The 23,749-nt window shown below is 65.4% G+C and carries 19 protein-coding genes and 1 tRNA gene; 12 read left to right on the forward strand and 8 right to left on the reverse strand.

Annotated elements, in window-relative coordinates; translation table 11 throughout:
* The first annotated feature begins 191 nt into the window (after positions 1 to 191).
* Both AC1DIO_RS07785 and AC1DIO_RS07790 read left to right on the forward strand, forming a co-directional pair.
* A complete protein-coding gene (locus tag AC1DIO_RS07785) occupies positions 192 to 1,280 on the forward strand; it encodes a 2'-deoxycytidine 5'-triphosphate deaminase (protein WP_441478534.1) in 1,089 nt (362 codons plus the stop codon).
* Between the two features lie 106 nt (positions 1,281 to 1,386).
* Positions 1,387 to 1,461 (forward strand) — tRNA-Gly (locus AC1DIO_RS07790).
* A 121-nt stretch (positions 1,462 to 1,582) separates the two neighbouring features.
* Here the strand turns inward: AC1DIO_RS07790 and AC1DIO_RS07795 are convergent.
* The gene (locus AC1DIO_RS07795) at positions 1,583 to 2,785 is read right to left on the reverse strand and encodes a BaiN/RdsA family NAD(P)/FAD-dependent oxidoreductase (protein ID WP_476853323.1); all 1,203 of its coding nucleotides are present in this window, start codon (positions 2,783 to 2,785) and stop codon (positions 1,583 to 1,585) included.
* A gap of 325 nt (positions 2,786 to 3,110) precedes the next feature.
* Here AC1DIO_RS07795 and AC1DIO_RS07800 point away from each other — a divergent pair, with 325 nt between their 5' ends.
* Positions 3,111 to 3,287 carry a hypothetical protein gene (locus AC1DIO_RS07800; protein WP_441491941.1) on the forward strand — a complete coding sequence of 59 codons (177 nt, stop codon included), beginning with the start codon at positions 3,111 to 3,113 and terminating at the stop codon, positions 3,285 to 3,287.
* A 32-nt stretch (positions 3,288 to 3,319) separates the two neighbouring features.
* Complete coding sequence (locus AC1DIO_RS07805; RefSeq protein ID WP_476853324.1) at positions 3,320 to 3,913, forward strand: SCO family protein; 594 nt, start codon at positions 3,320 to 3,322, stop codon at positions 3,911 to 3,913.
* A gap of 172 nt (positions 3,914 to 4,085) precedes the next feature.
* Here AC1DIO_RS07805 and AC1DIO_RS07810 read toward each other — a convergent pair whose 3' ends face one another.
* The 6 genes from AC1DIO_RS07810 to AC1DIO_RS07835 form a co-directional block, all read right to left on the reverse strand.
* On the reverse strand, positions 4,086 to 5,150 hold the full coding sequence (locus AC1DIO_RS07810) for an ABC transporter ATP-binding protein (RefSeq protein WP_476853296.1): 1,065 nt from the start codon (positions 5,148 to 5,150) through the stop codon (positions 4,086 to 4,088).
* A gap of 15 nt (positions 5,151 to 5,165) precedes the next feature.
* The gene (locus AC1DIO_RS07815) at positions 5,166 to 7,367 is read right to left on the reverse strand and encodes an ABC transporter permease (protein WP_476775092.1); all 2,202 of its coding nucleotides are present in this window, start codon (positions 7,365 to 7,367) and stop codon (positions 5,166 to 5,168) included.
* Between the two features lie 34 nt (positions 7,368 to 7,401).
* Positions 7,402 to 8,442 carry an ABC transporter substrate-binding protein gene (locus AC1DIO_RS07820; RefSeq protein ID WP_441491944.1) on the reverse strand — a complete coding sequence of 347 codons (1,041 nt, stop codon included), beginning with the start codon at positions 8,440 to 8,442 and terminating at the stop codon, positions 7,402 to 7,404.
* Between the two features lie 69 nt (positions 8,443 to 8,511).
* Entirely contained in the window at positions 8,512 to 9,312 is an 801-nt protein-coding gene (locus AC1DIO_RS07825; protein WP_441491945.1) for an inositol monophosphatase family protein, read from the reverse strand.
* Between the two features lie 2 nt (positions 9,313 to 9,314).
* A complete protein-coding gene (gene iolG / locus AC1DIO_RS07830; RefSeq protein ID WP_476775094.1) occupies positions 9,315 to 10,313 on the reverse strand; it encodes an inositol 2-dehydrogenase in 999 nt (332 codons plus the stop codon).
* Between the two features lie 40 nt (positions 10,314 to 10,353).
* On the reverse strand, positions 10,354 to 11,154 hold the full coding sequence (locus AC1DIO_RS07835; protein ID WP_476775095.1) for an SDR family oxidoreductase: 801 nt from the start codon (positions 11,152 to 11,154) through the stop codon (positions 10,354 to 10,356).
* Positions 11,155 to 11,268: 114 nt separating this feature from the next.
* On the opposite strand from AC1DIO_RS07835, the gene AC1DIO_RS07840 reads away from it, so the two are divergent.
* The 5 genes from AC1DIO_RS07840 to iolB are packed head-to-tail and all read left to right on the forward strand — an operon-like array spanning position 11,269 to position 17,642.
* Positions 11,269 to 12,135: a MurR/RpiR family transcriptional regulator gene (locus AC1DIO_RS07840; protein WP_476775096.1), complete on the forward strand. Its 867-nt coding sequence runs from the start codon at positions 11,269 to 11,271 to the stop codon at positions 12,133 to 12,135.
* 19 nt (positions 12,136 to 12,154) lie between these two features.
* Positions 12,155 to 14,059, forward strand: a complete 1,905-nt coding sequence (locus tag AC1DIO_RS07845; protein ID WP_476775097.1) for a bifunctional 5-dehydro-2-deoxygluconokinase/5-dehydro-2-deoxyphosphogluconate aldolase — start codon at positions 12,155 to 12,157, stop codon at positions 14,057 to 14,059.
* Between the two features lie 10 nt (positions 14,060 to 14,069).
* Entirely contained in the window at positions 14,070 to 15,908 is a 1,839-nt protein-coding gene (iolD, locus tag AC1DIO_RS07850) for a 3D-(3,5/4)-trihydroxycyclohexane-1,2-dione acylhydrolase (decyclizing) (protein ID WP_441505039.1), read from the forward strand.
* Between the two features lie 19 nt (positions 15,909 to 15,927).
* On the forward strand, positions 15,928 to 16,827 hold the full coding sequence (gene iolE, locus AC1DIO_RS07855) for a myo-inosose-2 dehydratase (RefSeq protein ID WP_441505040.1): 900 nt from the start codon (positions 15,928 to 15,930) through the stop codon (positions 16,825 to 16,827).
* Positions 16,828 to 16,841: 14 nt separating this feature from the next.
* Positions 16,842 to 17,642: a 5-deoxy-glucuronate isomerase gene (iolB, locus tag AC1DIO_RS07860; RefSeq protein WP_441505041.1), complete on the forward strand. Its 801-nt coding sequence runs from the start codon at positions 16,842 to 16,844 to the stop codon at positions 17,640 to 17,642.
* A 58-nt stretch (positions 17,643 to 17,700) separates the two neighbouring features.
* Here iolB and AC1DIO_RS07865 read toward each other — a convergent pair whose 3' ends face one another.
* Positions 17,701 to 17,925, reverse strand: coding sequence for a hypothetical protein (locus AC1DIO_RS07865; protein WP_441491953.1), 225 nt, complete (start codon positions 17,923 to 17,925; stop codon positions 17,701 to 17,703).
* Between the two features lie 636 nt (positions 17,926 to 18,561).
* Between AC1DIO_RS07865 and AC1DIO_RS07870 the strand changes: the two genes are divergently transcribed.
* The 3 genes from AC1DIO_RS07870 to AC1DIO_RS07880 all read left to right on the forward strand — a co-directional run bounded on the left by AC1DIO_RS07870 (position 18,562) and on the right by AC1DIO_RS07880 (position 23,630).
* On the forward strand, positions 18,562 to 19,158 hold the full coding sequence (locus AC1DIO_RS07870) for a TetR/AcrR family transcriptional regulator (RefSeq protein ID WP_441505042.1): 597 nt from the start codon (positions 18,562 to 18,564) through the stop codon (positions 19,156 to 19,158).
* 162 nt (positions 19,159 to 19,320) lie between these two features.
* Complete coding sequence (locus AC1DIO_RS07875; protein WP_441491955.1) at positions 19,321 to 20,478, forward strand: efflux RND transporter periplasmic adaptor subunit; 1,158 nt, start codon at positions 19,321 to 19,323, stop codon at positions 20,476 to 20,478.
* Entirely contained in the window at positions 20,475 to 23,630 is a 3,156-nt protein-coding gene (locus tag AC1DIO_RS07880; protein ID WP_476853297.1) for an efflux RND transporter permease subunit, read from the forward strand. Before AC1DIO_RS07875 ends, AC1DIO_RS07880 begins: the two co-directional genes overlap by 4 nt.
* Positions 23,631 to 23,749: the final 119 nt, after the last annotated feature.

Here is a 23,749-nt window from a genome sequence, read left to right on the forward strand (position 1 = left end):
GTCCCTGTTATGAACCGGCCGGCGGCAGCGTCAATCCCGAAGCCGCGCTGGCCAGTCCTGCGTCCGGCCCGGCGCGGCGGCGGGCAGAATGATTCCCGCATGGACAACCGCCCCGAAAACGGGCGATAGGACTGGCCCGCCTGGCCCTMATGCCAGGCTTCGCTAGCTCAGGCTGAACAGGTCCGACGCTCATGCTGCCCTTCCTGCCCGGCATCCAGCCCGACAGCCGCATCCGTGCCTTCATCGAAGAAGGTGTGATCAAGCTCGCGCGGCCGCCCGCAGAGGGCCAGATCCAGCCGGCCAGCCTCGACCTCAGGCTGGGCGACAAGGCCTATCGCGTCCGCGCCAGTTTTCTGCCCGGCCCGGGATCGACCGTCGCACGGCGGCTCGACCAGCTCGCCCTGCATGAGATCGACCTGACCAGGGGTGCTGTGCTCGAGACCGGCTGCGTCTATGTCGCCGAGCTGATGGAAGGGCTGGCGCTGCCCCAGGGCCTGCGCGCCGCGGCGAACCCGAAGAGCTCGACAGGACGGCTCGATGTCTTCACCCGCGTCATCACCGACCGGGCGCGCGAGTTCGATCTGGTCGAGGAAGGCTATGAGGGCCCGCTCTTCATCGAGATCTCGCCGCGCACCTTCCCCGTCCTGGTGCGCTCCGGCTCGCGGCTCTCGCAGATCCGCTTCCGCGCCGGCGATGCCCGGCTCGACGACCGGACGTTGGGCGAATTGCACGAGCGCGAGACCCTGGTCAGCGCGGCCACTCCCTCCTTCCAGAGCGGCGTTGCCGTCAGCGTCGATCTCGCCGGCTTCGACGGCCTCGTCGGCTATCGCGGCAAGCGCCATACCGCGCTCGTCGATGTCGACCGCGTCGGCGCCTATCGCGTCGCCGATTTCTGGGAGCCGATCCAGGCGGACGCCTCGCGCTCCCTGATCCTCGATCCGGACCAGTTCTATATCCTGGCTTCGAAGGAGGCGGTGCATGTGCCCCCGGACTATGCCGTCGAGATGACGCCGTTCGATGCGCTCGTCGGCGAGTTCCGCGTCCACTATGCTGGCTTCTTCGACCCCGGCTTCGGCCATGGCGGCGCCGGGGGCAAGGGCGCGCGCGCCGTTCTCGAGGTCCGCTCGCGCGACGTGCCCTTCATCATCGAGGACGGCCAGATCGTCGGTCGGCTGGTCTACGAGCACATGGCAGCACGCCCGGACGCCCTCTATGGCGCCGACCTGAAATCGAACTATCAGGGTCAGGCGCTCAAGCTCTCGAAGCATTTTCGCGACTGAGTGGATCGCAGGCTCCCATCCCGCACGATTGCCGGATGACACCCGCGCAGGAAGCCGCTATGAGATTCGTGTCCTCGCCGTTGATCTGCGGTCGCTGCGAGCGCATGCGGGCGTAGTTCAGTGGTAGAACGTCAGCTTCCCAAGCTGAATGTCGTCGGTTCGATCCCGATCGCCCGCTCCAAACCCTTTTTACGACAATTTGTTAGCGCGCTGTTTTTCGAGCAGAGCCGGTCGTTCGAACCCTCCGGCATGGCCTGGCTGGGAACGCTGGCGAGCATCTTAAATCGCGCCGCGCAGGCATCTCAGCCGGTGCGTTCGGCGATAGCGGTCCCTGCGGCCCAGCCTGATGACCACGCCCATTGGAAGTTGTAGCCGCCAAGCCAGCCCGTGACGTCAACCACTTCACCGATGAAGTACAGGCCCTCGACTGCCCTTGCCTCCATCGTCCGTGACTTCAGTCCGGACGTATCGACACCACCGAGCGTCACCTCCGCGGTCCGGTATCCTTCCGATCCGATGGGCATGACGTCCCAGCCCTGAATGGTCGAAGCGATCGCGGCCAGCTTCTTGTCGCTTGCGTCGCCGATGGGTCCCGTCCAACCATGGGCATCTGCGAGATAGGCGGCCAATCGCTTCGGCAGAATATCACCAAGCGTATTTGCGATGCTTCTGCGGCCGTTTTCCTGTTTGGAAGCGCGCAAGTCGGCGAACACGTCCTGCGTGGGCAGGAACGCGATCCTGATCGGCTCCTTCTCGCGCCAGTACGACGAGATCTGCAGAATCGCGGGGCCGGACAGCCCGCGATGCGTGAACAGCATCGCCTCATCGAATGTGGTCTTGCCGCACGAGACCCGCGCATCCGCGGCGACGCCGGCAATCTCGCGAAACCCGGCAAGGACATCTTCACCGAAAGTCAGCGGCACCAGGGCCGGGCGCGTTTCCGTCACCGCCAAACCAAACCGGCCGGCAATCTGATAGCCAAGGCTGGATGCCCCCATTTTCGKGATGGATTTTCCTCCGGATGCGACGACAAAATGCCGGCACCGAATTTTTGCAGCCCCATCGCCGGCAAGCGTGATCGCAAAGCCGTCATCTGCCCGCTCAAGGCTTTCCAGTGTGGTTCTGAGGCGCAATTCGCATACCGCGCGCGCCATCTCATCCATCAGCATTGCGATGATATCCTTGGCGGAATCATCGCAGAAGAGCTGCCCGAGCGTCTTTTCGTGATAGGCAATGCCGTGTTTTTCGACCAACGCAACGAAATCATGCTGCGTGTATCGGCCAAGCGCAGATTTTGCGAAATGTGGGTTGTTCGACAGAAAATTCCGCGCGCTCGTGCCGATATTGGTGAAGTTGCAGCGACCCCCGCCTGAAATGCGGATTTTTTCGCCGGGTGCTTTGGCCTGATCGACGATGAGAACACGCCCGCCGCGTGATGCGGCATGGATCGCGCACATCATTCCAGCGGCACCCGCGCCCAGGATGACAGTGTCGAAACGCTCAATTGGCATCGAATGCTGCTAGCCCCAGACCAGCCCTGACGGGCATTGCGCGGCATTTCGGATGACATCGCGCTACACTCGGCTTCGGGTAGATGATCCAGGACCGTCCATCAACAGATGCGACGGGAAACGAGCGTTCTATCGCGGCCCGGCAATCCTGTCGGCCTATCCGCCTGGGAGCGAGGAAGAGAGATTCGACGTCATAGAACTGCTCCCCAAGCCCAATACCGCCCGTTCGATCCCGATCGCCCGCTCTCGTCTCCTTGCACTCCCCCTGCGTCACGGTTGCCGCTTCCGGCCTCAGCCTGGCACGGCTATGCTCCCGGTCATGACGCAATCGGACCAGACAGCCGCCGAGCATGAGGCCGAGGCCTCGCGGACCGGGCTATGGCTGCTCGGCGGCGGCGCTTTTGCGCTGCTGCTGACCGGACTGCTGCTCTGGTGGCGCGAGGGCGACCGGCTCTTCACCGACGGCCTCATCGCCGCCATCGTTGCCTGTTTCTGAGGCGCCCCTGCGCCGTCCGAGTTTTTTCGAGGATCCCTGTGAACCGTCGCCTCATCCTGCCTCTCGTGGTCTTCCTGGCCGGCGCAGTCGCCCTGGCGGCTGCCGCGATCCTGACTTTCAGCCCGGTGCGTCAGGGCCAGAGCGCGACCTCGAGTGTCGGCGGCCCCTTCACGCTGACGACGGCTGAAGGCAAGCCGCTGACCGACGTCGATCTGCGCGGCGCACCCTTCCTCGTCTTCTTCGGCTTCACCCATTGCCCCGATATCTGCCCGACCAAGCTCTTCGAGATTTCCGAGACCCTGCGCGCCGCCGGCCCCAAGGGCGAAAAGCTGCGCGCGCTGTTCATCAGCGTCGACCCTGAGCGTGACACGCYGGAGGTGCTGAAGAGCTATCTTGGCAGCTTCGACCCGCGCATCGTCGGCCTGACCGGCGACCGCGCCGCGATCGACGCCACGATCAAGGCCTATCGTGCCTACTCCAAGAAGGTGCCGCTCAAGGAAGGCGATTACACAATGGATCACACCGCGCTCGTCTATCTCATGGACAAGAAGGGCGGTTTCGTCGGCGCCTTCAATATCGAGCGGCCGCCGGCGGAAGCGGCGGCGGAATGGCTCAGGCATCTGTGAGGCTGCGATAGCGCGCAATCCGCGCGCCTTTGGTTCGTCTTGCTCGCGCCCCGAGGGGATAGCACCGGCGCCCCCACGGACCACGGGTGAGGCCGAAGCGAGCAGGAAGCCGGCGGGCAAGCCGCGCGGGGCCTCTGCTCCGCTGAATCGACAGGAGCGGCGCGCTTTCCGCTCAGCTCTGGGGAATGAGCGTGACGCCCGAATTTGCAAAGGAGAGCCCGACCTCGCTGCCATAGGGCAGCAGATCGCGCCCACCCGGCTGGACGACGAAGAGCTCGCCGACCTCGGTCTCGATCATCAGATCAAGGTGGTTGCCGAGATAGGCGCATTTGCGGACGGTGCCGCGCAGACCCGGCCCGGAGGCAGGTCCCATCAACAGGCTTTCGGGCCGGATCGCCGCCCGGGCCGGCCCGGCCACGAGGCCACGCGCCGGCAATGTCACCTTTGCGGAGCCGATCATCACATCGGCGATGCCTTCGGACACCTCCGCGATCGTGACTGCGACCATGTTGGCATCGCCGATGAAGTCGGCGACGAAGGGGTTGGCCGGCTCCTCATAGAGTTCGCGGGGCGAGCCCTCCTGCGCGATCCGGGCATTCGACATCACGATGATGCGGTCGGAGACGGCGAGCGCCTCCTCCTGGTCATGGGTGACATAGGCAACCGTCAGATTGAGGCTCTGCTGCAGCTCGCGGATCTCCTCCCGCACCTTGCGGCGCAGCTTGGCGTCGAGATTCGACAATGGTTCGTCGAAGAGCAGCACCTGCGGCTCGAGCACCAGCGCGCGCGCCACGGCGACGCGTTGCTGCTGTCCGCCCGAGAGCTCGGACGGGTAGCGCTTCTCAAAACCCTTGAGGCCGACGAGGGCGAGCTTGGTCAGCGCCATGTCCTGCGCCTCGGCCTTCGGGAGCCCCTTCACCAGCGGCCCGTAGGCGGCATTCTCCAGCACGCTCATATGCGGAAACAGCGCATAGGACTGGAAGACCATGCTGACGTCACGGTCGGCAGCCGAGAGCCGCGTGACATCCTTGCCGCCGATCAGGACCTGGCCTTCGCTCGCGATCTCAAGTCCGGCGATCATGCGCAAGGTCGTGGTCTTGCCGCAGCCGGAGGGGCCGAGCAGGGTCACCAGCTTTCCCGGCTCGATCGTGAAGCTGATATTGTCGACGGCAGTCACCGCGCCATAGCGCATGCTGACATTGCGGAATTCGACTGAGGCAGGTCCCGCCTTGGCCATGAGAGGTGCTGCTCCTTACTTGACGGGCTGTGCGGCGGATGTGGCGAGCGGGATCGCGCTGCGCCGTCCGAGCTTGCGCTCGCCGACGCCGAGCTGGATCAGGGCGATACCAACGGCCATGACCACGATCAGCACCGAGGAATAGGCAATGGCGAGCCCGAACTCGCCGGCCTCGACGCGCCCGACGATATAGGCCGTCGCCAGGTTGTACTCGGCGGAGACCAGGAAGATCACCGCGCTGACCGAGGTGATGCTGCGCACGAAGCTATAGACCAACGCGGAGACGAGCGCAGGGCGCAGCAAGGGCAGCACCACGCGCCAGAGCGTGGTGAAGCTGCGTGCCCGCAAGGTGATCGAAGCCTCGTCCAGGCTCTTGTCGATCTGCGACAAGCCGGCGATGCCGGAACGGACGCCGACGGGCATGTTCCGGAAGACGAAGGCGATGATCAGGATCAGCCCGGTCCCAGTGATCTCGACCGGCGGCACGTTGAAGGCGAGGATATAGGCGACGCCGAGCACCGTGCCGGGGATGGCGAAGCTCAGCATGGTGGTGAATTCGAGCACGTGGCGGCCGCGGAACTGCTGCCGCATCAACAGATAGGCGGTGAGCAGGCCGAGCACCGCCGTCAGCGGGGCCGAGATCGCCGCGACCTTCAGCGTCGTGAACAGCGAATCCCACGCCGCACCCTCGAAGAATATTCCACGGCTGAAATCGATGGCGAAACCGGTGCGGTAATGCTCCAGCGTCGGCGTGTGGTCGCGGCCCATGGTCTTCACGAAACCACCCATCAGGATGATCACGTAGATCACGAAGGTCAGCGCCACCCAGGGCACGATCACCAGTGCGGAGACGAAGGTGACCGGCTTCGGCAGTTTTGCCGGCAGGCCGGAATCACCCTTGCCGGTGACGGTCGTATAGGATTTGCCGCCGAGCCAGCGCTGCTGGACCCAGAAGGCGCCGAGCGTGAAGACGAGGAGCACCATCGCGAGCACCGCCGCCTGCCCCTGATTATGAGCGGCGCCGACCACGGCGAAGAAGATCTTGGTCGACAGCACCTCGAAATTGCCGCCGAGCACCAGCGGATTGCCGAAATCGGCCATGCTCTCGACGAAGCCGAGCAGGAAGGCATTGGCGAGGCCGGGCTTGAGCAGCGGCCAGGTCACCGTTCGGAAGGTCGCCCAGCGCTTGGCGCCCAGCGTCTGCGAGGCCTCCTCCAGGCTGGGGCTGATGCCCTGCACGACCCCGATCAGGACGAGGAATGCGATCGGCGCGAAGGCCAGGACCTGCGCCAGCAGCACGCCGGGCAGCCCGTAGATCCAGCGCGAGCGCGGAATCGAAAACCAGTCATAGAGCAGCCCGGAGACCACGCCGGAGCGGCCGAAGAGCAAAATCAGCGCGAGACCGATGACGAAGGGCGGCGTGATGATCGGCAACACGGTGAGCGCGCGCATCACACGTTTGCCGGGCATGCGCGTCCGCAGCACGAGCAGCGCGCAGGCAAGCCCGAGCAGCGTCGTGATGACGCCGGTCAGCACGGCAAGGATCAGCGTGTTCCAGGCGACGCCGCAATTGGTGTTCGCGGTGACGCAGCCAAGTCCCCAGATCGAGGAATCGAACAGGCGCGCGACGAAGATGCCCGGCGCGAAGGCGCCGGCCTGATCGACAAGCGCGCTTTGCAGGATCGTCGCCACCGGGAAGAAGATGAAGAGCCCGATCAGCAGGACGATGATGCCGATCGAGCTGGTGGTGAAGATGTCGCCCCGGCAGAAGCCGCGATAGGCGAGCCCATGACAGAGCAGCAGCAGGAGCGAAAGCACCGTCAGGAAGGCGCCGAAGCCCATGCCGCCCTGAGCCGCGCCGTTGCCGCCGAGCAACGCTGCGAGCCAGGGGATACCCTGGCCCTGCAGCGTGATGGCAAAGCCCTGCGCGAAGAACAGGACCATGCCGGTCAGCCCCGCCCAGATCAGCGTCCTGCCGACCGCAGCACTCTCGCTGCGGCCGAGCAGCAGCGTCACGGCCAGCAGCGCCACGCCAACCGGCAGCAGCCAGGGGGCCGTTCCGGACAGGGCCAGCGCGAGCGCCGTGCCGACCTTGCCGAACGGATACCCCGCGAGCCAGCCGAACTGGCTGAGACTGACGCCGTCAGGCAGGTACCAGGGAATGACCGCATAGCCGAGCCAGCCGAGCAGCAGGACGAGCCGTGTCGCAGGACGCATCGCAGGGGATCTCTTCAGAGCGCTGGACGGAAAATTACTTCGGCAGCGCCTTGACCTCCTTGTCCCACTTCGTCAGCAGCCGCGTCCGCTCCGCGGACGAGCCGTATTTGACGAAGTCGTAGTCGATCATCTTCATCTCGGACATCTTCGGCGCCTGCGGAGGCACCGTCGAGTTCTTGTTGGAGGGGACCTGATAGGACTTGGCGGGAGCCGCCAGCGCCTGAGCCGCCGGGGTCAGCGCCCAGTCATAGAACTTCTTGGCGTTGTCGAGATTGCGCGCGCCCTTGATGATCGACATCGAGCCGATTTCGTAGCCGGTGCCCTCGCAAGGCGCGACCGCCTTGATCGGATCTCCCTGGACCGCGAAGACGACCGCGTCGTGGATGAAGACGATGCCGACGGCGGTTTCGCCGAGGCTCGCGGCCTTGGCGGGGGCGGCGCCCGACTTGGTGTACTGGCTGACGTTCTTGTGCAGCTTCTTGAGATAGTCGAAGCCCTTCTCCTCGCCCATCAGCTGGACCACGGTCGCAAGCAGGTTATAGGCCGTTCCCGAGGAGTTCGGATCGGCGACCTGGACGTCGTCCTTGAGCTTCGGATCAAGCAGGTCAGCCCAGCATTTCGGCTCGTTCAGGCCCTTCTGCTTGATCTGCTGGGTGTTGAAGCCGAAGCCGAGAGCGCCGGCGTAAATGCCGACGGAGCGCTTCTGAGCCGCCTTCCACTGCGACAGCGCCCAGTCGTGAAGGTCCTTGTTGACCGGCGATTCATATTCGAGGGTCAGCCCTTCCTCGGCAGCCTGGAGATGGGGGTCACCCGTGCCACCCCACCAGATATCGCCGCGCGGATTGGCCGATTCCGCCTTGAGCTGGGCATAGATCTCGCCCGCCGATTTGCGGGTCATCGCGACCTTGATCCCCGTATCGCGCTCGAACGCGGTCGACATGGCGCGGCACCATTCCTCCTGGACGCCGCAATACATGACGAGTGCACCCTGGGCCTGTGCGGGGGCCGCCGCAAAAGCAGCCCCGCTGGCCAGCGCTGCCAGGACCCCGGTCCGGAGCCATTGAAATCCCTGCATGTCATCCTCCCGTTACGTGTCGTTCTTGGTCTTGTTATTGGCTTGATAGTGACGTGTTGCCGGCAAAGATCAATCGTTCGCCTGCCGGCTCCCGATCTGCGTGACCTGTTCGAGTTCGCGGCGAAGCCCCGGCGTGCAGCACAGGATCGGGTTGCCTTTGGCAATACCGTCCCCGCTGAAGAAATCGCTGACATAGGCGCCGGCTTCGGCTGCGATCACGACACCGGCCGCAACATCCCATGCGTTGATGTGGAGTTCGGCATAGGCCTCCGTCCGGCCATTCGCGACATGGGCCAGGCCGAGCGCGCCGGAGCCACCGCGCTTCACCGAGGCGCCTGCGGCGTAGCCACGCCCGATCATCGCGACATAGCGTTCGGCCGGGATGCGCGTCGACCAGCCCAGTTCGACATAGGCGCGCTTGATATCGGTCTGCCCCGACACCTTGATCGCCTCGCCATTCAGGGTCGCGCCTTGCCCCTTGCGTCCGACATAGATCTCGCCCAGCGCCGGCGCAGAGAGAATGCCGATTTCGGGAACGCCGTTCAGCAGAAAACCGATCGAGATGCACCAGTTGCGGTCGCCGCGGGCGAAATTCGAGGTGCCGTCGATCGGGTCGATGATCCAGACCGCGTCCGAGGCTTCGCCGCCACCCTCTTCGCCGATGATCGCATCCTGCGGGAACATCACGGCAAGGCGCTGCCGCAGGAAATCCTCGACAGCACCATCGGCGACGGTGAGCCAGTCCTGGGCGCCCTTCATGGTGACGCCAAGGCTTTCGCTCTTGTTGAAATAGTCGAGCGCCATGAAGCCGGCCTGCTGGACGAGGCCCAGCACGGCATATTGGCGCAGATCGAGTTCAGCGGGCGTCATGTTCAGATCGCCCCGAGATCGACAGCGACCGGCTTGCCGCTGCGAGCGGATTCGGTCGCCGCATCGGCCAGGATCTGTGCCTTCAGGCCATCTTCTCCGGAGGGCAGGGGCGCCGTCTTGCCCTTCAGGGCGGCGACGAAGGCATCGAGTTCGGCGCGATAGGCGGCGGCATAACGCTCGAGGAAGAAATTCTGCACCGGGTCAGCCCGGAAGCCGGCGCCGGTTGCGATCTCGACCGTGGTCTCGTGGATATTGCCGGCCCGCAGCATGCCCTTCGAGCCATGGACTTCGATGCGTTGGTCGTAGCCATAGCTGGCGCGGCGCGAATTCGAGATCTGCGCGATCTTGCCTGACGCCGTGCGCATCAGAACCGCAGCCGTATCGACATCGCCGGCCTGCCCGATCGCCGGATCGACCAGCGCCGAACCGAGCGCGAAGACCTCGACGGGCTCTTCGGCGAGGAGGAAGCGGGCCATGTCGAAATCATGGATCATCATGTCGCGGAACAGGCCGCCCGAGCGCTTGACATAGTCGACCGGCGGCGGCGAGGGGTCGCGCGAGATCACGCTGACGATCTCGATCGCGCCCGCCTCTCCGGCCCGCAGGCGGTTCTGGAGCGCAGCGAAACTCGGGTCGAAGCGCCGGTTGAAGCCGATCATCAGCGGCCTGCCGGTCTTGGCGACGGTCTTGAGGCATGCCCTGATGCGCTCGGCGTCGAGATCGACCGGCTTTTCGCAGAACACCGCCTTGCCGGAGGCGACGGCGGCCTCGATCAGATCGGCATGGGTGTCGGTCGGCGTGCAGATCAGGACCGCATCGAGCGTCGTGTCGGCGAGAATCGCGTCGAGACTGGCAACTGTCGCGCCGGTCTCGGCTGCCAGCGAGGCCGCCGCATCCGCAAAGGCGTCCGCAACCGAAACCAGCGTCGCGTCCTTGCGCGCCGCAAGGTTCAACCCATGAATGCGTCCGATCCGGCCCGCACCCAGCAATCCCATGCGCATCGTCATATGTCCTGTCGTCAAGGCTGTGGCTGCGGCAGGGTTACTGCCGCGCTCCAAGAATCGTCTGGTCGAAATCGATGTTCGAGCCAGTCATCAGACCAGATTCGGCCGAGGCCAGATAGGCGACGGCGCGGGCGACCTCTTGCGGGTCGAGCAGGCGGCCGAAGGGCTGGCTCGCGGCAGCCTGATCGAGCCAGCCATCCTGCGCGTCATGGCGCAACCGCATGATCGCGTCTTCGCCCGGCGTCGCCATCCAGCCGATATTCAGTCCATTGACCCGGATACGGTGCGGCAGGAGCCCGAAGGCGGCGTTGCGGGTCAGCGTCGCCAGCGCCCCCTTGGAGACGCTGTAGGCGCTCAGGAATGGCTGGCCGCCATGCGCTGACATCGACTGGATGTTGACGATGGCGCCCGCGATCCCGAGCCGGCACATCAGCTCGGCGGCGCCCTGGATCAGAAAGAACGGCGCACGCAGATTGACCGCCATGATGCGCTCATAGAGCTCGGGCGTCGTCTCCAGGATGGAGCCGCGCTCCGTGTCGCCGGCGGCGTTCACCAGGATGTCGAGACGACCGAACGCCGCCTCGGCGGCCGGAACGATTGACTTGACCTGATCGAGATCGGAAAGATCGGCGGCGTGGAAACGAACATCGCAGCCAGCATTGCGAAGATCGCGGGCAACGGCCTCGCCGCGCTCGCGATTGCGGCCGGTCAGCAGCAGGGAAGCAATCCCGCGCGCCTGGAACTCGCGGGCGACGGCTTCGCCAAGCCCCTGGCTGCCTCCGGTCACGATGGCGGCCTTGCCGGTCAGATCCCGACCGAATTCGTTCTTCCCTGACACCTGACGCCACGCTCCCCAGCGAAATTTTGATATGAATGGATTGTCTTTGTCTGATTTTGGAATAAACATTCCGCCGATCAGCGCTTGAAGTCAAGGCGCTTTAACGGAACCGGCATGTCATCAGGATCACAGCCTCAGCCCACGGACAGGCCGGAATTCGACCGTTTCGTCGCTTTGCTGCGGGAACGGCGGCCATCCCTGCCGAAGCGACTGAAGCAAGTCGCGGATCATGCGCTTGCCCATCTCGACGACATGGCCTTCGGCTCCACCGCGCAGATCGCGGAAAAGGCCGGCGTGCAGGCCTCGACGCTGGTGCGTTTCGCACAGGCGCTCGACTATTCCGGCTTTAGCGAACTCCAGGAGGTGTTTCGCTCGCGACTGCGCCGGCATGCCGCCGATCACCGCGCGCGCCTGGCAGCCCTGCGAACGGCAGGAACAGGCTCGGGGGGCGGCGCAGCCCTGCTCGACGGCTTCATTCAGGCGAGCGAAGCGTCGCTTGCCCAGCTCAGGGCGGCTGTCAGGCCCGACCAGCTGGAAGAGGCGGCTGCCTTGCTGGCCAGGGCGCAAACCATCGTCCTCGTCGGCGTGCGACGCATGTTCCCGGTGGTGTCCTACCTCGCCTATGCCTTCGGCAAGCTCGGCATCAGGGCGGTGCTGGTCGACCATGTCGGCGGCCTCGGCCAGGAGCAGGCCGCCTTGGCCGGCCCAGCCGACGCCATTCTGGCGATCAGTTGCGCGCCCTACACCACTGCCACGGTCGAGATCGCTGCCGCCGCCCATCAGCGCGGCATCCCGGTGTTGGCCCTGACCGACAGCCCGCTCAGCCCGCTCGCCGAAAACTGTGATCTCTGGCTCGATGTCGCGGAGGCGGATTTCGGCGCATTCCGCTCGATGGCGGCCAGCTTCACCCTGGCGATGGCGCTCGCGGTCGCTACTGCCGAACACGCCGGCGTCAGCGCCGATCCCGATCTCGCAGGTTAGTGCGGAAGGCCGAAGCTCCATGCCCGTCGCCCCTCAGCTCGACGTCATCACGATTGGCCGCTCCTCGGTCGATCTCTACGGCCAGCAAATCGGCGGCCGGCTTGAAGACATGGGCAGCTTCCTCAAGGCGGTCGGTGGCTGCCCGACCAATATCGCAATCGGCACCGCCCGCCTGGGCCTCAAATCGGCCGTGATCACCCGTGTCGGCGACGAGCAGATGGGCCGCTTCATCCGCGAACAGCTGGAGCGGGAGGGCGTCGAGACGAGCGGCGTGATCACCGACCCCAAGCGGCTGACCGCACTCGTCATCCTCGGCGTCCGCGACGAGAAGACCTTCCCGCTGATCTTCTACCGCACCGACTGTGCCGACGCCGCATTGCAGGAAAGCGAGATCGACGAGGCCTTCATTTCCTCCGCCAGGGCGATCGTCGTCACCGGCACGCATTTCGCCATTCCCAACGCCGCCGCGGCTCAGAAGAAGGCGATCGCGCTCGCCCGCAAGCATGGCCGCAAGGTCGTGTTCGATGTCGACTATCGGCCCAATCTCTGGGGACTTGCCGGGCACCAGGCCGGTGAGGAGCGCTATATCCGCTCCGAGACGGTGACCGAGCATCTCCAGGCGATCCTGCCCGATTGCGACCTGATCGTCGGCACGGAGGAAGAGCTCCACGCCGCCGGCGGCTCGGAGGATACGCTTCAGGCCATCCGCACGATCCGGTCCCTGAGCGCCGCGACGATCGTTTGCAAGCGCGGGCCGATGGGCTGCGTGGTATTTCCCGGCGCGATCCCCGCCTCGCTCGAAGACGGAATCAAGGGCCCCGGCTTTCCGGTCGAGGTCTACAACGTGCTCGGCGCCGGCGACGCCTTCATGTCCGGCTTCCTGCGCGGCTGGCTGCGCGACGAGCCGCTTGCGACCTGCTGCGCCTTTGCCAATGCCTGCGGCGCCTTCGCCGTCTCCAGGCTGCTGTGCTCGCCGGAAAGCCCGACCTTCCCCGAGCTGCAATATTTCCTTGCTCATGGTTCGCCGCACCGGGCGCTGCGCCGGGACGCCGAGATCAACCATGTGCATTGGGCGACGACGCGCCTGCCGCAGCCCGCGGGCGTGATGGCGCTCGCCATCGATCATCGGGCGCAGCTCGAGGAGATGGCCGACGCGGCAGGCGTGCCGCAGGAGCGGATCACCCATTTCAAGACGCTTGCGGTGAAGGCGGCCGCCCGGGTCGCCGAAGGACGCCCTGGCTTTGGCATGCTGGTCGACGGCATCCATGGCCGCGAAGCCCTGTTCCGGGCGGAGGATCACGGCTTCTGGATCGCCCGCCCCCTCGAACTCCCCGGCTCGCGCCCACTCGCGCTGGAGACCGACGCGACAGGGTCTCTCGGCGCCACCCTGGCCGAGTGGCCGGTCAGCCATGTCGCCAAATGCCTGTGCTTCTACCATCCGGATGACCCCGAGGCTCTCAGGAGTGCGCAGGAGCAGGTACTGAAGCGCGTCGCCCTCGCCTGTCGACAGGTCGGGCGGGAATTGCTGGTCGAGATCATTGCCTCGAAGCACGGACCGGTTGCTGACGACACGGTTGCTCGGGTGATGACGCGACTCTACGCCATCGGCATCAAGCCCGACTGGTGGAAGCTCGAGGGCCAGCCCTCCCCGGCTGCATGGCGCGAGATCGATGCGGTCATCGCGGGCCATGACCCCTATTGCCGCGGCGTGTTGCTGCTCGGGCTCGACGCGCCGGAAGAGACGGTCGCGCAGGCCTTCCGGGCAGCGCAGGGCTCGGCATCGGTCAAGGGATTCGCCGTCGGCCGCACGATTTTCGGTGAAGCGGCGCGCGGCTGGCTTGCCGGCGGACTCGACGATGAGGCCGCAACGACGATGATGGCAGAACGCTTCGCCAGGCTGGTCGCAGCCTGGCAGGAACGCTGAGGAACTCCCAATGGGTACGATCCGCCTCACCATGGCGCAGGCGCTGACACGCGCCATGCAGGCACAGAAGACGGTGATCGACGGCAAGACCGTGCCGATCTTCGCGGGCGTCTGGGCCATCTTCGGGCACGGTAATGTCGCCGGGCTCGGAGAGGCGCTGCATGCCGCTCGCGACACGCTGCCGACCTATCGCGCCCATAACGAGCAGGCCATGGCGCATGCTGCTATCGCCTTCGCCAAAGCTTCGCGCCGGCGCCAGATGATGGCGGTGACGAGCTCGATCGGACCCGGTGCCACCAACATGGTCACGGCCGCCGCCGTCGCGCATGTCAACCGCCTGCCGCTGCTGCTGTTGCCGGGCGATGTCTTTGCCGGGCGCCTGCCGGACCCGGTGCTGCAGCAGATCGAGGATTTCGGCGACGGCACGGTCTCCGCCAATGACTGCTTTCGCCCGGTCTCGCGCTATTTCGACCGGCTGACACGGCCGGAGCAGCTGATGCCGGCCTTCGAGCGGGCCATGGCCGTCCTGACCGATCCGGCCGAATGCGGGCCGGTGACGCTGGCGCTCTGCCAGGACGTGCAGGCCGAAGCCTATGACTATCCCGAGAGTTTCTTTGCCGAGCGGCTCTGGACGCCACGCCGCCCACGCCCGGACGAGCAGGAGCTGGTCGAGGCCGTCAGACTGCTCAAGGCGGCGAAGAAACCACTCGTCATTGCCGGCGGCGGCGTACTCTATAGCGAGGCCGAAGCCGCGCTCGCCGAATTCTGCGAGGCGCACGGCATTCCCGCCGCTGAGACGCAGGCCGGCAAGAGCAGCCTCGGGGCAACCCACAGGCTCAATCTCGGCGCCATCGGCGTCACCGGCACGGCCGCCGCCAATGCGCTGGCGCGCGAGGCCGATCTGGTCCTGGCCGTCGGCACGAGGCTGCAGGATTTCACCACCGGCTCCTGGGCACTCTTCGCCAACCCGGCCTGCCGGATCGTCGGGCTGAACACGCAGGCCTTCGATGCCGGCAAGCACCGCGCGCTTCCGCTGGTCTGCGATGCCCTGGCCGGCCTCTCCGAGCTGGCTACCGCACTGGCGGGACATCGCGCTCCGGCGGCATGGACGGAGCGGGCGGAATCCGAGGGCAAGACCTGGCTTGGCCTCGCCGCGCGCTACACCGATCCCGGCAACCAGCCCCTGCCGAGCGATGCGCAGGTGATCGGCGCCGTGCAGCGCTGGAGCGAGCCGTCCGATGTCGTGCTCTGCGCCGCCGGCGGACTGCCCGGCGAGTTGCACAAGCTCTGGCAGGCCGGCGCGCCCGGCGGCTACCACATGGAATACGGCTATTCCTGCATGGGCTACGAAATCGCCGGCGGGCTCGGCGTCAAGATGGCCGATCCGAGCCGCGAGGTCGTCGTCATGGTCGGCGACGGCTCCTATCTGATGATGAACTCCGAGATCGCAACCTCGGTGATGCTCGGCCTGAAGCTGACGATCGTCCTGCTCGATAATCGCGGCTACGGTTGCATCAACCGGCTACAGAATGCGACGGGCGGCGCCTCCTTCAACAACCTGCTGCGCGACACCCGCCACGAGACGCTGCCCGCAATCGATTTTGCCGCGCATGCCGCTTCACTCGGTGCCGTCGCCGCGAAGGTCGGCAGCCTCGCCGAACTGGACGAAGCGCTGCGTGCAGCCCGCGCGCATGCGTGCACCACCGTCGTGGTGATCGATACCGACCCGCTCGCCTCGACCGATGCCGGCGGCCACTGGTGGGATGTCGCGGTGCCGGCAACCTCCGCGCGCGCCGAAGTCCGGCAGGCGCGTGAGCGTTATGAGACCGCGCTGAAGTCACGCCCCTGATCCCGAAGGACACTTATCCATGCCCATCCGAATTGGTGCCAACCCGATTGGCTGGTCGAATGACGATCTCCAGGAGATCGGCGGCGCGACATCGCTCGAAACCTGCCTCGCCGAGGCGCGTGAAGCCGGCTTCACCGGCATGGAGCTTGGTCACAAGTTCCCACGGCAGCCGGCAGCCCTGAAGGCGGCTCTCGCCCCCTTCGGCATGGACTGCATCTCGGGCTGGTATTCAGCTGAACTGCTTCAGCGCGACGCCGACGAGGAGATGCGCCATCTGCGGCCGCATCTCGATCTGCTCAAGGCCATGGGCTCGACCGTGCTGGTCTTCGCCGAGACCTCGAATGCGATCCATGGCGACCGCTCGAAGCCGCTCTCGCAGCGCCCCGTGATGAGCGCGCAGGACTGGGCCGAGTTCGGCCGCCGGATCACGCAGGTTGCCGAGCGCACGCTGAGCGAAGGCGTCCGGCTGGTCTATCATCACCACATGGGCACGATCGTGCAGAGCGAAGCCGATATCGACGCCTTCATGGCGGCGACGGGCCCTGCCGTGCATCTCCTGCTCGACACCGGCCATGCCACCTGGGGTGGCTCGGACCCAGCCGCGCTCGCCGCGCGCTATCGCGAGCGGATCAGCCATGTCCACGCCAAGGACGTGCGCGCGCATGTCATGGCGCAGGCCGCGGCGGAAGGCTGGAGCTTCCTTGATGCCGTGCTCGGCAAGGGCAGCGATCTCGGCATCTATACCGTGCCGGGCGACGGGATGGTCGATTACCCCGCCGTGTTCCGCGCATTGCCGGGCTATTCCGGCTGGGTCGTGGTCGAAGCCGAGCAGGATCCGGAAAAGGCCCATCCGCTGACCTATGCGAAGAAGGGCGTCGCCCATCTCAAGCACAGCCTGAAGGAGGCCGGGCTCGTCTGAGGCCCGGATGCGCCATGTCGAAGCTGCTCGTCAAACCATCCGCCCCAGATCAGGACGGCCGCATCCATCATGTCACCCCGGAATCGGCCGGCTGGGGCCATGTCGGCTTCGAAGTCTACCGGCTCGCCGACGGCCAAGTGCTTGACCGGGAGACCGGAGACCGGGAGGTCTGCGTCGTCCTGCTGTCCGGAAAGGCCGCAGCCATGGCCGGGGGCACCGATTTCGGCATCATTGGCGGTCGGTCCTCCCCGTTCGAACCCGACCCCTGGTCGCTCTATGTACCGGCCGGATTGTGCTTTGCCGCGACGGCGCAGGGCCCCTGCGAGCTGGCGATCTGCTCGGCGCCGGGAAAACCGGGTTCAAAACCCCGGGTGATCGCGCCAGGGGATGTCGGCTGCATGACGCGCGGCAGCGGTACGAACACCCGCCATGTCCGCAATATCCTGCCGGAGACCGAGCCCGCCGAAGGGCTGCTCGTCGTCGAGGTGATCACCCCGTCAGGCAACTGGTCGAGCTATCCGCCGCACAAGCACGACCAGGACAGGCTGCCGCAGGAATCGCTGCTGGAGGAGACCTATTACCACCGGCTCTCGCCGCCCCAGGGCTTTGCGCTGCAGCGCGTCTATACCGACGACCGTTCGCTCGATGAGACGCTCTGCGCCGAGGACGGCGATGTCGTGCTGGTGCCAAGGGGCTATCATCCGGTCGCAGCACCGCACGGCTACGAGCTCTATTATCTCAACGTGATGGCGGGTCCGAAGCGGGTTTGGAAGTTCGCCAACGATCCGGCCCATGAGTGGATCGTCAAGCCCTGAACGGTCAGGCGCGGCGGGTCGCGCGAGTGCAATCCGCCGCTTTGCGATGCCCCGGCGCTCAGCGGCGTTTCCGGATTTCCCGCAAGCGTTCGATATCGGCGCAGAGACGCTCGGCGATCTCCGGGGGATATCCACGCAGCACCCGGCCCCGTTCCAGCGAGGGTAGCCACAGCAGATAATCGACATCCCGCTCGTGGCACCATTCCGGCGAAGAAATCGCGACCATCTGCCCGGCCAGATCAGACCAGATCATGCGTTCCCCGCCGCCATTATCCTTGGTCATGCCCAGCCCCCCGCTGGATATTCAGAACAGCGTTACCTGATGTTTGTTCCAATCACCTAGTATTTTGGCCATTCTAATTCTTGCGTTGCTCCTCTCTCAGAGAGTCTGACGTGATATTTCTCAATAATACTTGATATTCCGAAACCCTGAATTCCGCGACCGGCCCCATCGGCAATCACAGATCCGCCGCAAGTCGGGACCCTTCCAAAATATACGACCCAAAGACCCCGAGAACGATTTTCACAGTACAAATAAATCATAACATCGGTAAAATACCAGAGGATCATCTGACTGGATCGCTGAAGATGGCTTGGGGTCTCTTTTCAGATACTCCCGCCCTTCGGCGGAAGCTACGGGCCAACACGACTTGCACTCGCCTGAGAGGGTCGTCGCGCGCGGCCGCCGACATTACGCCATGGCCGGCATGACCCTTGGCCAGTCCAGCATCTCCCTTGCGTAACGATCTCGTGAGGAAGACCATCACCAGGCGATCGCGAGCGCCCTTGCGTCCCGCGTCACGTTGAAATATCCTCACTTGTAGATTTTATAACTATCACCCGAGCAATGCCCCGATCCGAGCGATCCACTTCCCCCAGCCCGGCTCCGCGCCCTCGCGGTCGGCGGCTCAAGGACCAGATGTCGGGCCGCGAGGCTTTGCTTCTCGCTGCGACGAGCGCCTTTGCGCGTCATGGCTATGACAGCGTCGATCTGCGCAGCCTGGCCGCGGCCGCCAAGGTCGACCCCGGGCTGGTGCGTGTGCATTTTGGCGGCAAGGAGGGGCTCTGGCTCGCGAGCATCGACCATGTCGCCTCGTATACGACGCAGCTGCACGCCGAGATCCGACGCCTGACGGCCGAGACACGCCCGCTCAGGGACCGAGTGACCGATGCCATCCGCCTGACGGTGCTTTTCCATTTCAGCCACCCGGAACTCGGCCTCTTCATCGCGCAGCAGGCGAGGGAGAGCGGGGCGCGACTGGCCGCATTGAAGGAACTCCTGCTTCGTCCCGCGCTCGATGCCTTCTTACCGCTTCTCGATCAGGCGGTTCGCGAAGGTGTCACGCATGCGAGCGACCCCTTCATCGCCTTCTCGATTCTCGCCGGCGCATTCTTCTGGCCCTCGACCGCGCCCGACCTCGTTCAATCCCTGTCCGCGAGCCCGATGGATCGCGGACAGTTTCAGGAGCATTTCCTTGAGAATCTCGTCGCCGTATTCCTGTCCAAGCCTGACTAGAGGGAGGACACCCCTGCCTCATGCCCCCGCAAAGACGATGAAGGCTGCCCGCGCTTCCGGTGGGCAATGCTCGTGGTTGGATACGGGCCTTGCTCATGGAAGACTGCGCGATGCCCCGACGGCGACCGCGCCGCGACCTGCACCACTGGAAGGATGCGACGGATGACCACCTACACGCCGCGGCGCCGTTTCGCGCTCTTCAGCCTTGCCTTCATCTGGCCGCTGCTTGGCGCAGCAACCCTGGCCCAGGCGCAGGGGGCCGCGCCCCCGCCTCAAGTGACCGTGGTCGAGGTCAAGGCCGGCAAGGTGCCGCTGACATTCGAGTATGCCGCACGCGTCGAGGCCTCGCGGGAGGTTCAGGTCCGGGCCCAGGTTGGTGGGATTCTGCTGAAGCGGAACTTCGTCGAGGGCGCCGAGGTCAAGGCTGGCGACATCCTCTTCGAAATCGACCCGAGGCGCTACGAAGCGGACGTCGCCAAGGCCAAGGCACAGCTCCAGCAGGCGGAGGCACAGCTCGCCCAGGCGACGCGTGATGCCGAGCGCTATACGCGGCTGGCCCTGACCGGCTCCGGCACGGAAAAGGCGCGCGATGACGCCCTCTCCGCCAAGGAACTCGCAACGGCTTCGGTCGCCGTCGCTCACGCCGACCTGAACGTCGCGGAACTCAATCTCGGCTACACCAATGTGAGGGCGCCGATCAGTGGGGTCACGAGCCGCGAGGAGTTGCCCGAGGGCAGCCTGATCGGCACCACGGGTGACAGCAGCCTGCTCACCAAGATCACCCAGCTCGACCCTGTCTACGTCATCTTCAACTCCAGCGAGAGCGAAGTGGCCGAGGTCAGGGCCCTGCTCGAGGCACAGGGCATCTGGGAGCGTGCCGGGGAGGTCCTCTCGGTCAAGCTCACCTACGGCGATGGCCGCGTCTATGCGCAGCCCGGCGTCATCGATTTCGCCTCCTCCGGCCTTGATCCGGAAACCGGGACGCTGCGGCTGCGTGCCGTTGTCCCCAATCCCGAGCATCGCCTGCTGCCCGGCCAGTTCCTGCGCGCGATCGTGATGGGGGTCGTGCTCAACGACGCCATCGTCGTTCCGCAGGCGGCCGTCTCGCAGGGACCGCGCGGACAGTTCGTCTACACGGTCGACAGCCAGGGGAAGGCCGAAGCCCGCCCCGTCGTACTCGGACGTCAGGTCGCCGACGGCTGGATCGTCACCTCGGGCCTCAAGCCCGGCGACAAGCTGATCACGGAGGGGATCATCAAGGTTCGTCCCGGCGCGCCGGTCAGTATTGCCGCCGCGGCGCCCGGAGCTGCCAAGCCATGAATCGCTTCTTCATCGACAGGCCCGTCTTAGCCGCCGTTATCTCGATCGTCATCGTGCTTGCCGGCCTCGTCGCGATCCGGGCGCTTCCGATCGCGCAATATCCCGAGCTGACGCCGCCGCAGATCGTCGTCAGCGCCACCTATCCCGGCGCCAGCGCCGAGACGATCGCGCAGACGGTGGCAGCGCCGCTCGAGCAGCAGATCAACGGCGTCGAGGGCATGCTCTACATGCAGTCCTCGAACTCCAGCAGCGGCCAGATGTCGCTGACGGTGACATTCGCTCAGGGCACCGATCCCGATCAGGCCACGATCAACGTCAATAATCGCGTCCAGCGCGCGACGCCGACCTTGCCGCAAGAGGTCACCCGGCTCGGCGTGACGGTCAGCCAGCGCTCGACCTCCATCCTCGGCCTCGTGGCGATGTATTCGGAGAACGACCGCTTCGACACGACCTATGTCGGCAACTATGCCCTGCTGAACGTCATTGACGATCTGAAGCGCATTCCTGGCGTCGGTGACGCGGCATTGCTCGGCCAACGCGACTACTCGATGCGGATCTGGCTGAGCCCCGACAAGCTCGCCCGCTACGGCCTGACGACCACCGATGTCGCGGCAGCCATTCGCGAACAGAATGCCCAGTTTGCAGCCGGCCGCTTCGGCGATGAGCCGAACGACCCATCGACCCCCTTCACCTATTCCGCCACGACCCAGGGGCGTCTCCCGGATGCCGAGGCGTTCGGCAACATCATCCTGCGCTCCGACATCAACGCGGCGACGCTCAGGCTCAGGGATGTGGCGCGGGTCGAGCTCGGCTCGGCCAGCTATACCGTCGACAGCAAGCTCAACGGCAAGCCTGCGGTGCCCCTTGCGGTCTATCTTCAGACGGGAGCGAACGCGCTCTCGACCATGGAGGCGCTCAAGAGCCGCATGGACGAGCTGAAGCAGTCCTTCCCGGAGGGCATGGCCTACAGCATTCCCTACGACACGACGAAGTTCATCCAGGTCTCGATCGAGGAGGTGGTCAAGACCTTCGTCGAGGCCATCGTCCTGGTCATCCTCGTCGTCTTCCTCTTCCTGCAGAACTTCCGGGCCACGCTCATCCCGGTCATCGCGGTGCCGATCTCGATCATCGGCACCTTTGCCGGCATGTACATGTTCGGCTTCTCGATCAACCTGCTCACCCTGTTCGGCCTCGTCCTCGCCATCGGCATCGTCGTCGACGACGCGATCGTGGTTCTGGAGAATGTCGAGCGCATCATGGCGACCGAGCACCTGTCGCCGCGAGAGGCTTCGATCAAGGCGATGAGCGAAGTCACCGGGCCGGTCATCGCGATCGTCCTGGTGCTGTGCGCGGTCTTCATCCCCGTGTCGTTCATGGGCGGGTTGGCCGGCGCGATGTACAAGCAGTTCGCGGTCACGATCGCACTGTCGGTCACGATCTCGGGCATCGTCGCGCTGACCCTGACTCCGGCTTTGTGCGCGCTGATCCTGAAACCGGGCCATCAGGAGCCGGCATTGCCGTTCCGGCTGTTCAACCGCTTCTTCGACAAGCTGACGAACGGCTACGTCTCCGGCGTCGGCTTCCTGGTCAAACGCTTCGCCATCGGCCTTGTGCTCTTCGCCGTGCTCATCGCCGGCACCGGCATCCTGTTCCGGACCATTCCGGGCTCGCTGGTTCCAGACGAAGACCAGGGCGTGCTGCTCGGGGTGGCCATCCTGCCTCCGGCCGCCTCGCTGAACCGCACCGTGGCGGTGATGGATGAGGCTGCGACCAATATCGGCAAGCACCCGGCTGTCGAAAACGTCTTCGCCATTTCGGGGTTCGACCTTCTCTCCGGAAGCGAGCGGACCAGCGCCGCCACGACCTTCGTGACGCTGAAGGACTGGAGCGAGCGCCGAACCCCGGACCTCGATGCGCGCAACCTGGTCAAGACGTTCACCGGCATGAATATCGGGATCAAGGACGCCATGGTCCTGTTCTTCAATCCGCCGCCGATCAGCGGGTTGAGCACCACGGGCGGGTTCGAACTCTATGTGCAGGATCGCACCGGAGGCGGCGTCCAGTCGCTCTCCGCCGCCACCGCACAACTGGTCGAAGCCGCCTCGAAACGTCCCGAGCTGGCCGGCGTGCGCACGACCTTCGACACCGGCGTTCCGCAGTACCGGCTCGACCTGGACCGCGACATGGCCAAGGCGCTCGGCGTGCCGATCAGCTCCGTCTTCGAGACGATGCAAAGCACGTTCGGCAGCCTCTACGTCAATGACTTCACGCTCTATGGGCGCAACTACCGCGTCAACCTGCAGTCGGAGGCCGCTTTCCGTCAGGCACCGAAGGATCTCAAGCAGGTTTTCGTGCGCTCGAGCAACAACAAGATGGTGCCGCTCGATACGCTGGTGAAAGCCGTGCGCGTCGCCGGCCCCGACCAGTTCGAGCGCTTCAACGCCTTTGCCGCGGCCAAGGTGATGGGCAATCCGGCGCCCGGATACACATCGGGCGCGGCGATCGCTGCGATGCAGGAGGTGGCGCGCGAGTTGCCGCAGGGCTTCCAGATCGCCTGGACGGGCTCGGCCTATCAAGAGCTCGCCACCAGCGGGACCGGCTCGCAGGCCATGATCTTCGGCATCATCATGGTGTTCCTGATCCTCGCCGCGCAGTACGAGAAATGGACCCTGCCGCTGGCGGTCATTCTCGCGGTTCCATTCGCGCTGTTCGGGGCGCTGCTCGCGGTCTGGCTCCGCGGCCTGACCAACGACGTCTACTTCCAGATCGGCCTTGTCACGCTGATCGGTCTGGCCGCCAAGAATGCCATCCTGATCGTCGAATTCGCCGTTCTGGTGCGGCAGGAGGGCATGAGTGCCGCCGAGGCCGCGCTCGAAGCAGCGCGGCTGCGCTTCCGGCCGATCGTGATGACCTCGCTCGCCTTCATTCTCGGCGTCGTTCCGCTCGCGATCAGCAGCGGAGCGGGCTCCGCGAGCCGGCACTCGATCGGCACGGGCGTGATCGGCGGCATGTTGGCGGCGACCTTCATCGCCACCTTCTTCATCCCGATGTTCTACCGGCTCATCGACTGGCGCGACCCTCGCCCGGCCAAGGATGCAGGGTCGGCGGCGAAAGTCGGGGTGACGGCGGAGAAGGCGGGAAGCTCGATCTGAACCTCGGACCGGTCTCGTATCCACCTCGCTCACGTGGCGCGCGGCCGGGATGATCGCGCGCGACAAATCGGGTGTCGGGCACTAGGCTCGACGCCGCAACCAGCACGATGTGATGGGAC

The sequence above is a fragment of the Allobosea sp. 05T439 genome, from assembly GCF_056396005.1.

Excerpts from the sequence above, each read along its gene's own strand:
- AC1DIO_RS07785 (WP_441478534.1), top strand. The coding sequence starts at position 192 with ATGCTGCCCTTCCTGCCCGGCATCCAGCCCGACAGCCGCATCCGTGCC.
- AC1DIO_RS07800 (WP_441491941.1), top strand. The coding sequence starts at position 3,111 with ATGACGCAATCGGACCAGACAGCCGCCGAGCATGAGGCCGAGGCCTCG.
- AC1DIO_RS07810 (WP_476853296.1), bottom strand. The coding sequence starts at position 5,150 with ATGGCCAAGGCGGGACCTGCCTCAGTCGAATTCCGCAATGTCAGCATG.
- AC1DIO_RS07815 (WP_476775092.1), bottom strand. The coding sequence starts at position 7,367 with ATGCGTCCTGCGACACGGCTCGTCCTGCTGCTCGGCTGGCTCGGCTAT.
- AC1DIO_RS07820 (WP_441491944.1), bottom strand. The coding sequence starts at position 8,442 with ATGCAGGGATTTCAATGGCTCCGGACCGGGGTCCTGGCAGCGCTGGCC.
- AC1DIO_RS07825 (WP_441491945.1), bottom strand. The coding sequence starts at position 9,312 with ATGACGCCCGCTGAACTCGATCTGCGCCAATATGCCGTGCTGGGCCTC.
- iolG (WP_476775094.1), bottom strand. The coding sequence starts at position 10,313 with ATGCGCATGGGATTGCTGGGTGCGGGCCGGATCGGACGCATTCATGGG.
- AC1DIO_RS07840 (WP_476775096.1), top strand. The coding sequence starts at position 11,269 with ATGTCATCAGGATCACAGCCTCAGCCCACGGACAGGCCGGAATTCGAC.
- AC1DIO_RS07845 (WP_476775097.1), top strand. The coding sequence starts at position 12,155 with ATGCCCGTCGCCCCTCAGCTCGACGTCATCACGATTGGCCGCTCCTCG.
- iolD (WP_441505039.1), top strand. The coding sequence starts at position 14,070 with ATGGGTACGATCCGCCTCACCATGGCGCAGGCGCTGACACGCGCCATG.
- iolE (WP_441505040.1), top strand. The coding sequence starts at position 15,928 with ATGCCCATCCGAATTGGTGCCAACCCGATTGGCTGGTCGAATGACGAT.
- iolB (WP_441505041.1), top strand. The coding sequence starts at position 16,842 with ATGTCGAAGCTGCTCGTCAAACCATCCGCCCCAGATCAGGACGGCCGC.
- AC1DIO_RS07865 (WP_441491953.1), bottom strand. The coding sequence starts at position 17,925 with ATGACCAAGGATAATGGCGGCGGGGAACGCATGATCTGGTCTGATCTG.
- AC1DIO_RS07870 (WP_441505042.1), top strand. The coding sequence starts at position 18,562 with ATGTCGGGCCGCGAGGCTTTGCTTCTCGCTGCGACGAGCGCCTTTGCG.
- AC1DIO_RS07875 (WP_441491955.1), top strand. The coding sequence starts at position 19,321 with ATGACCACCTACACGCCGCGGCGCCGTTTCGCGCTCTTCAGCCTTGCC.
- AC1DIO_RS07880 (WP_476853297.1), top strand. The coding sequence starts at position 20,475 with ATGAATCGCTTCTTCATCGACAGGCCCGTCTTAGCCGCCGTTATCTCG.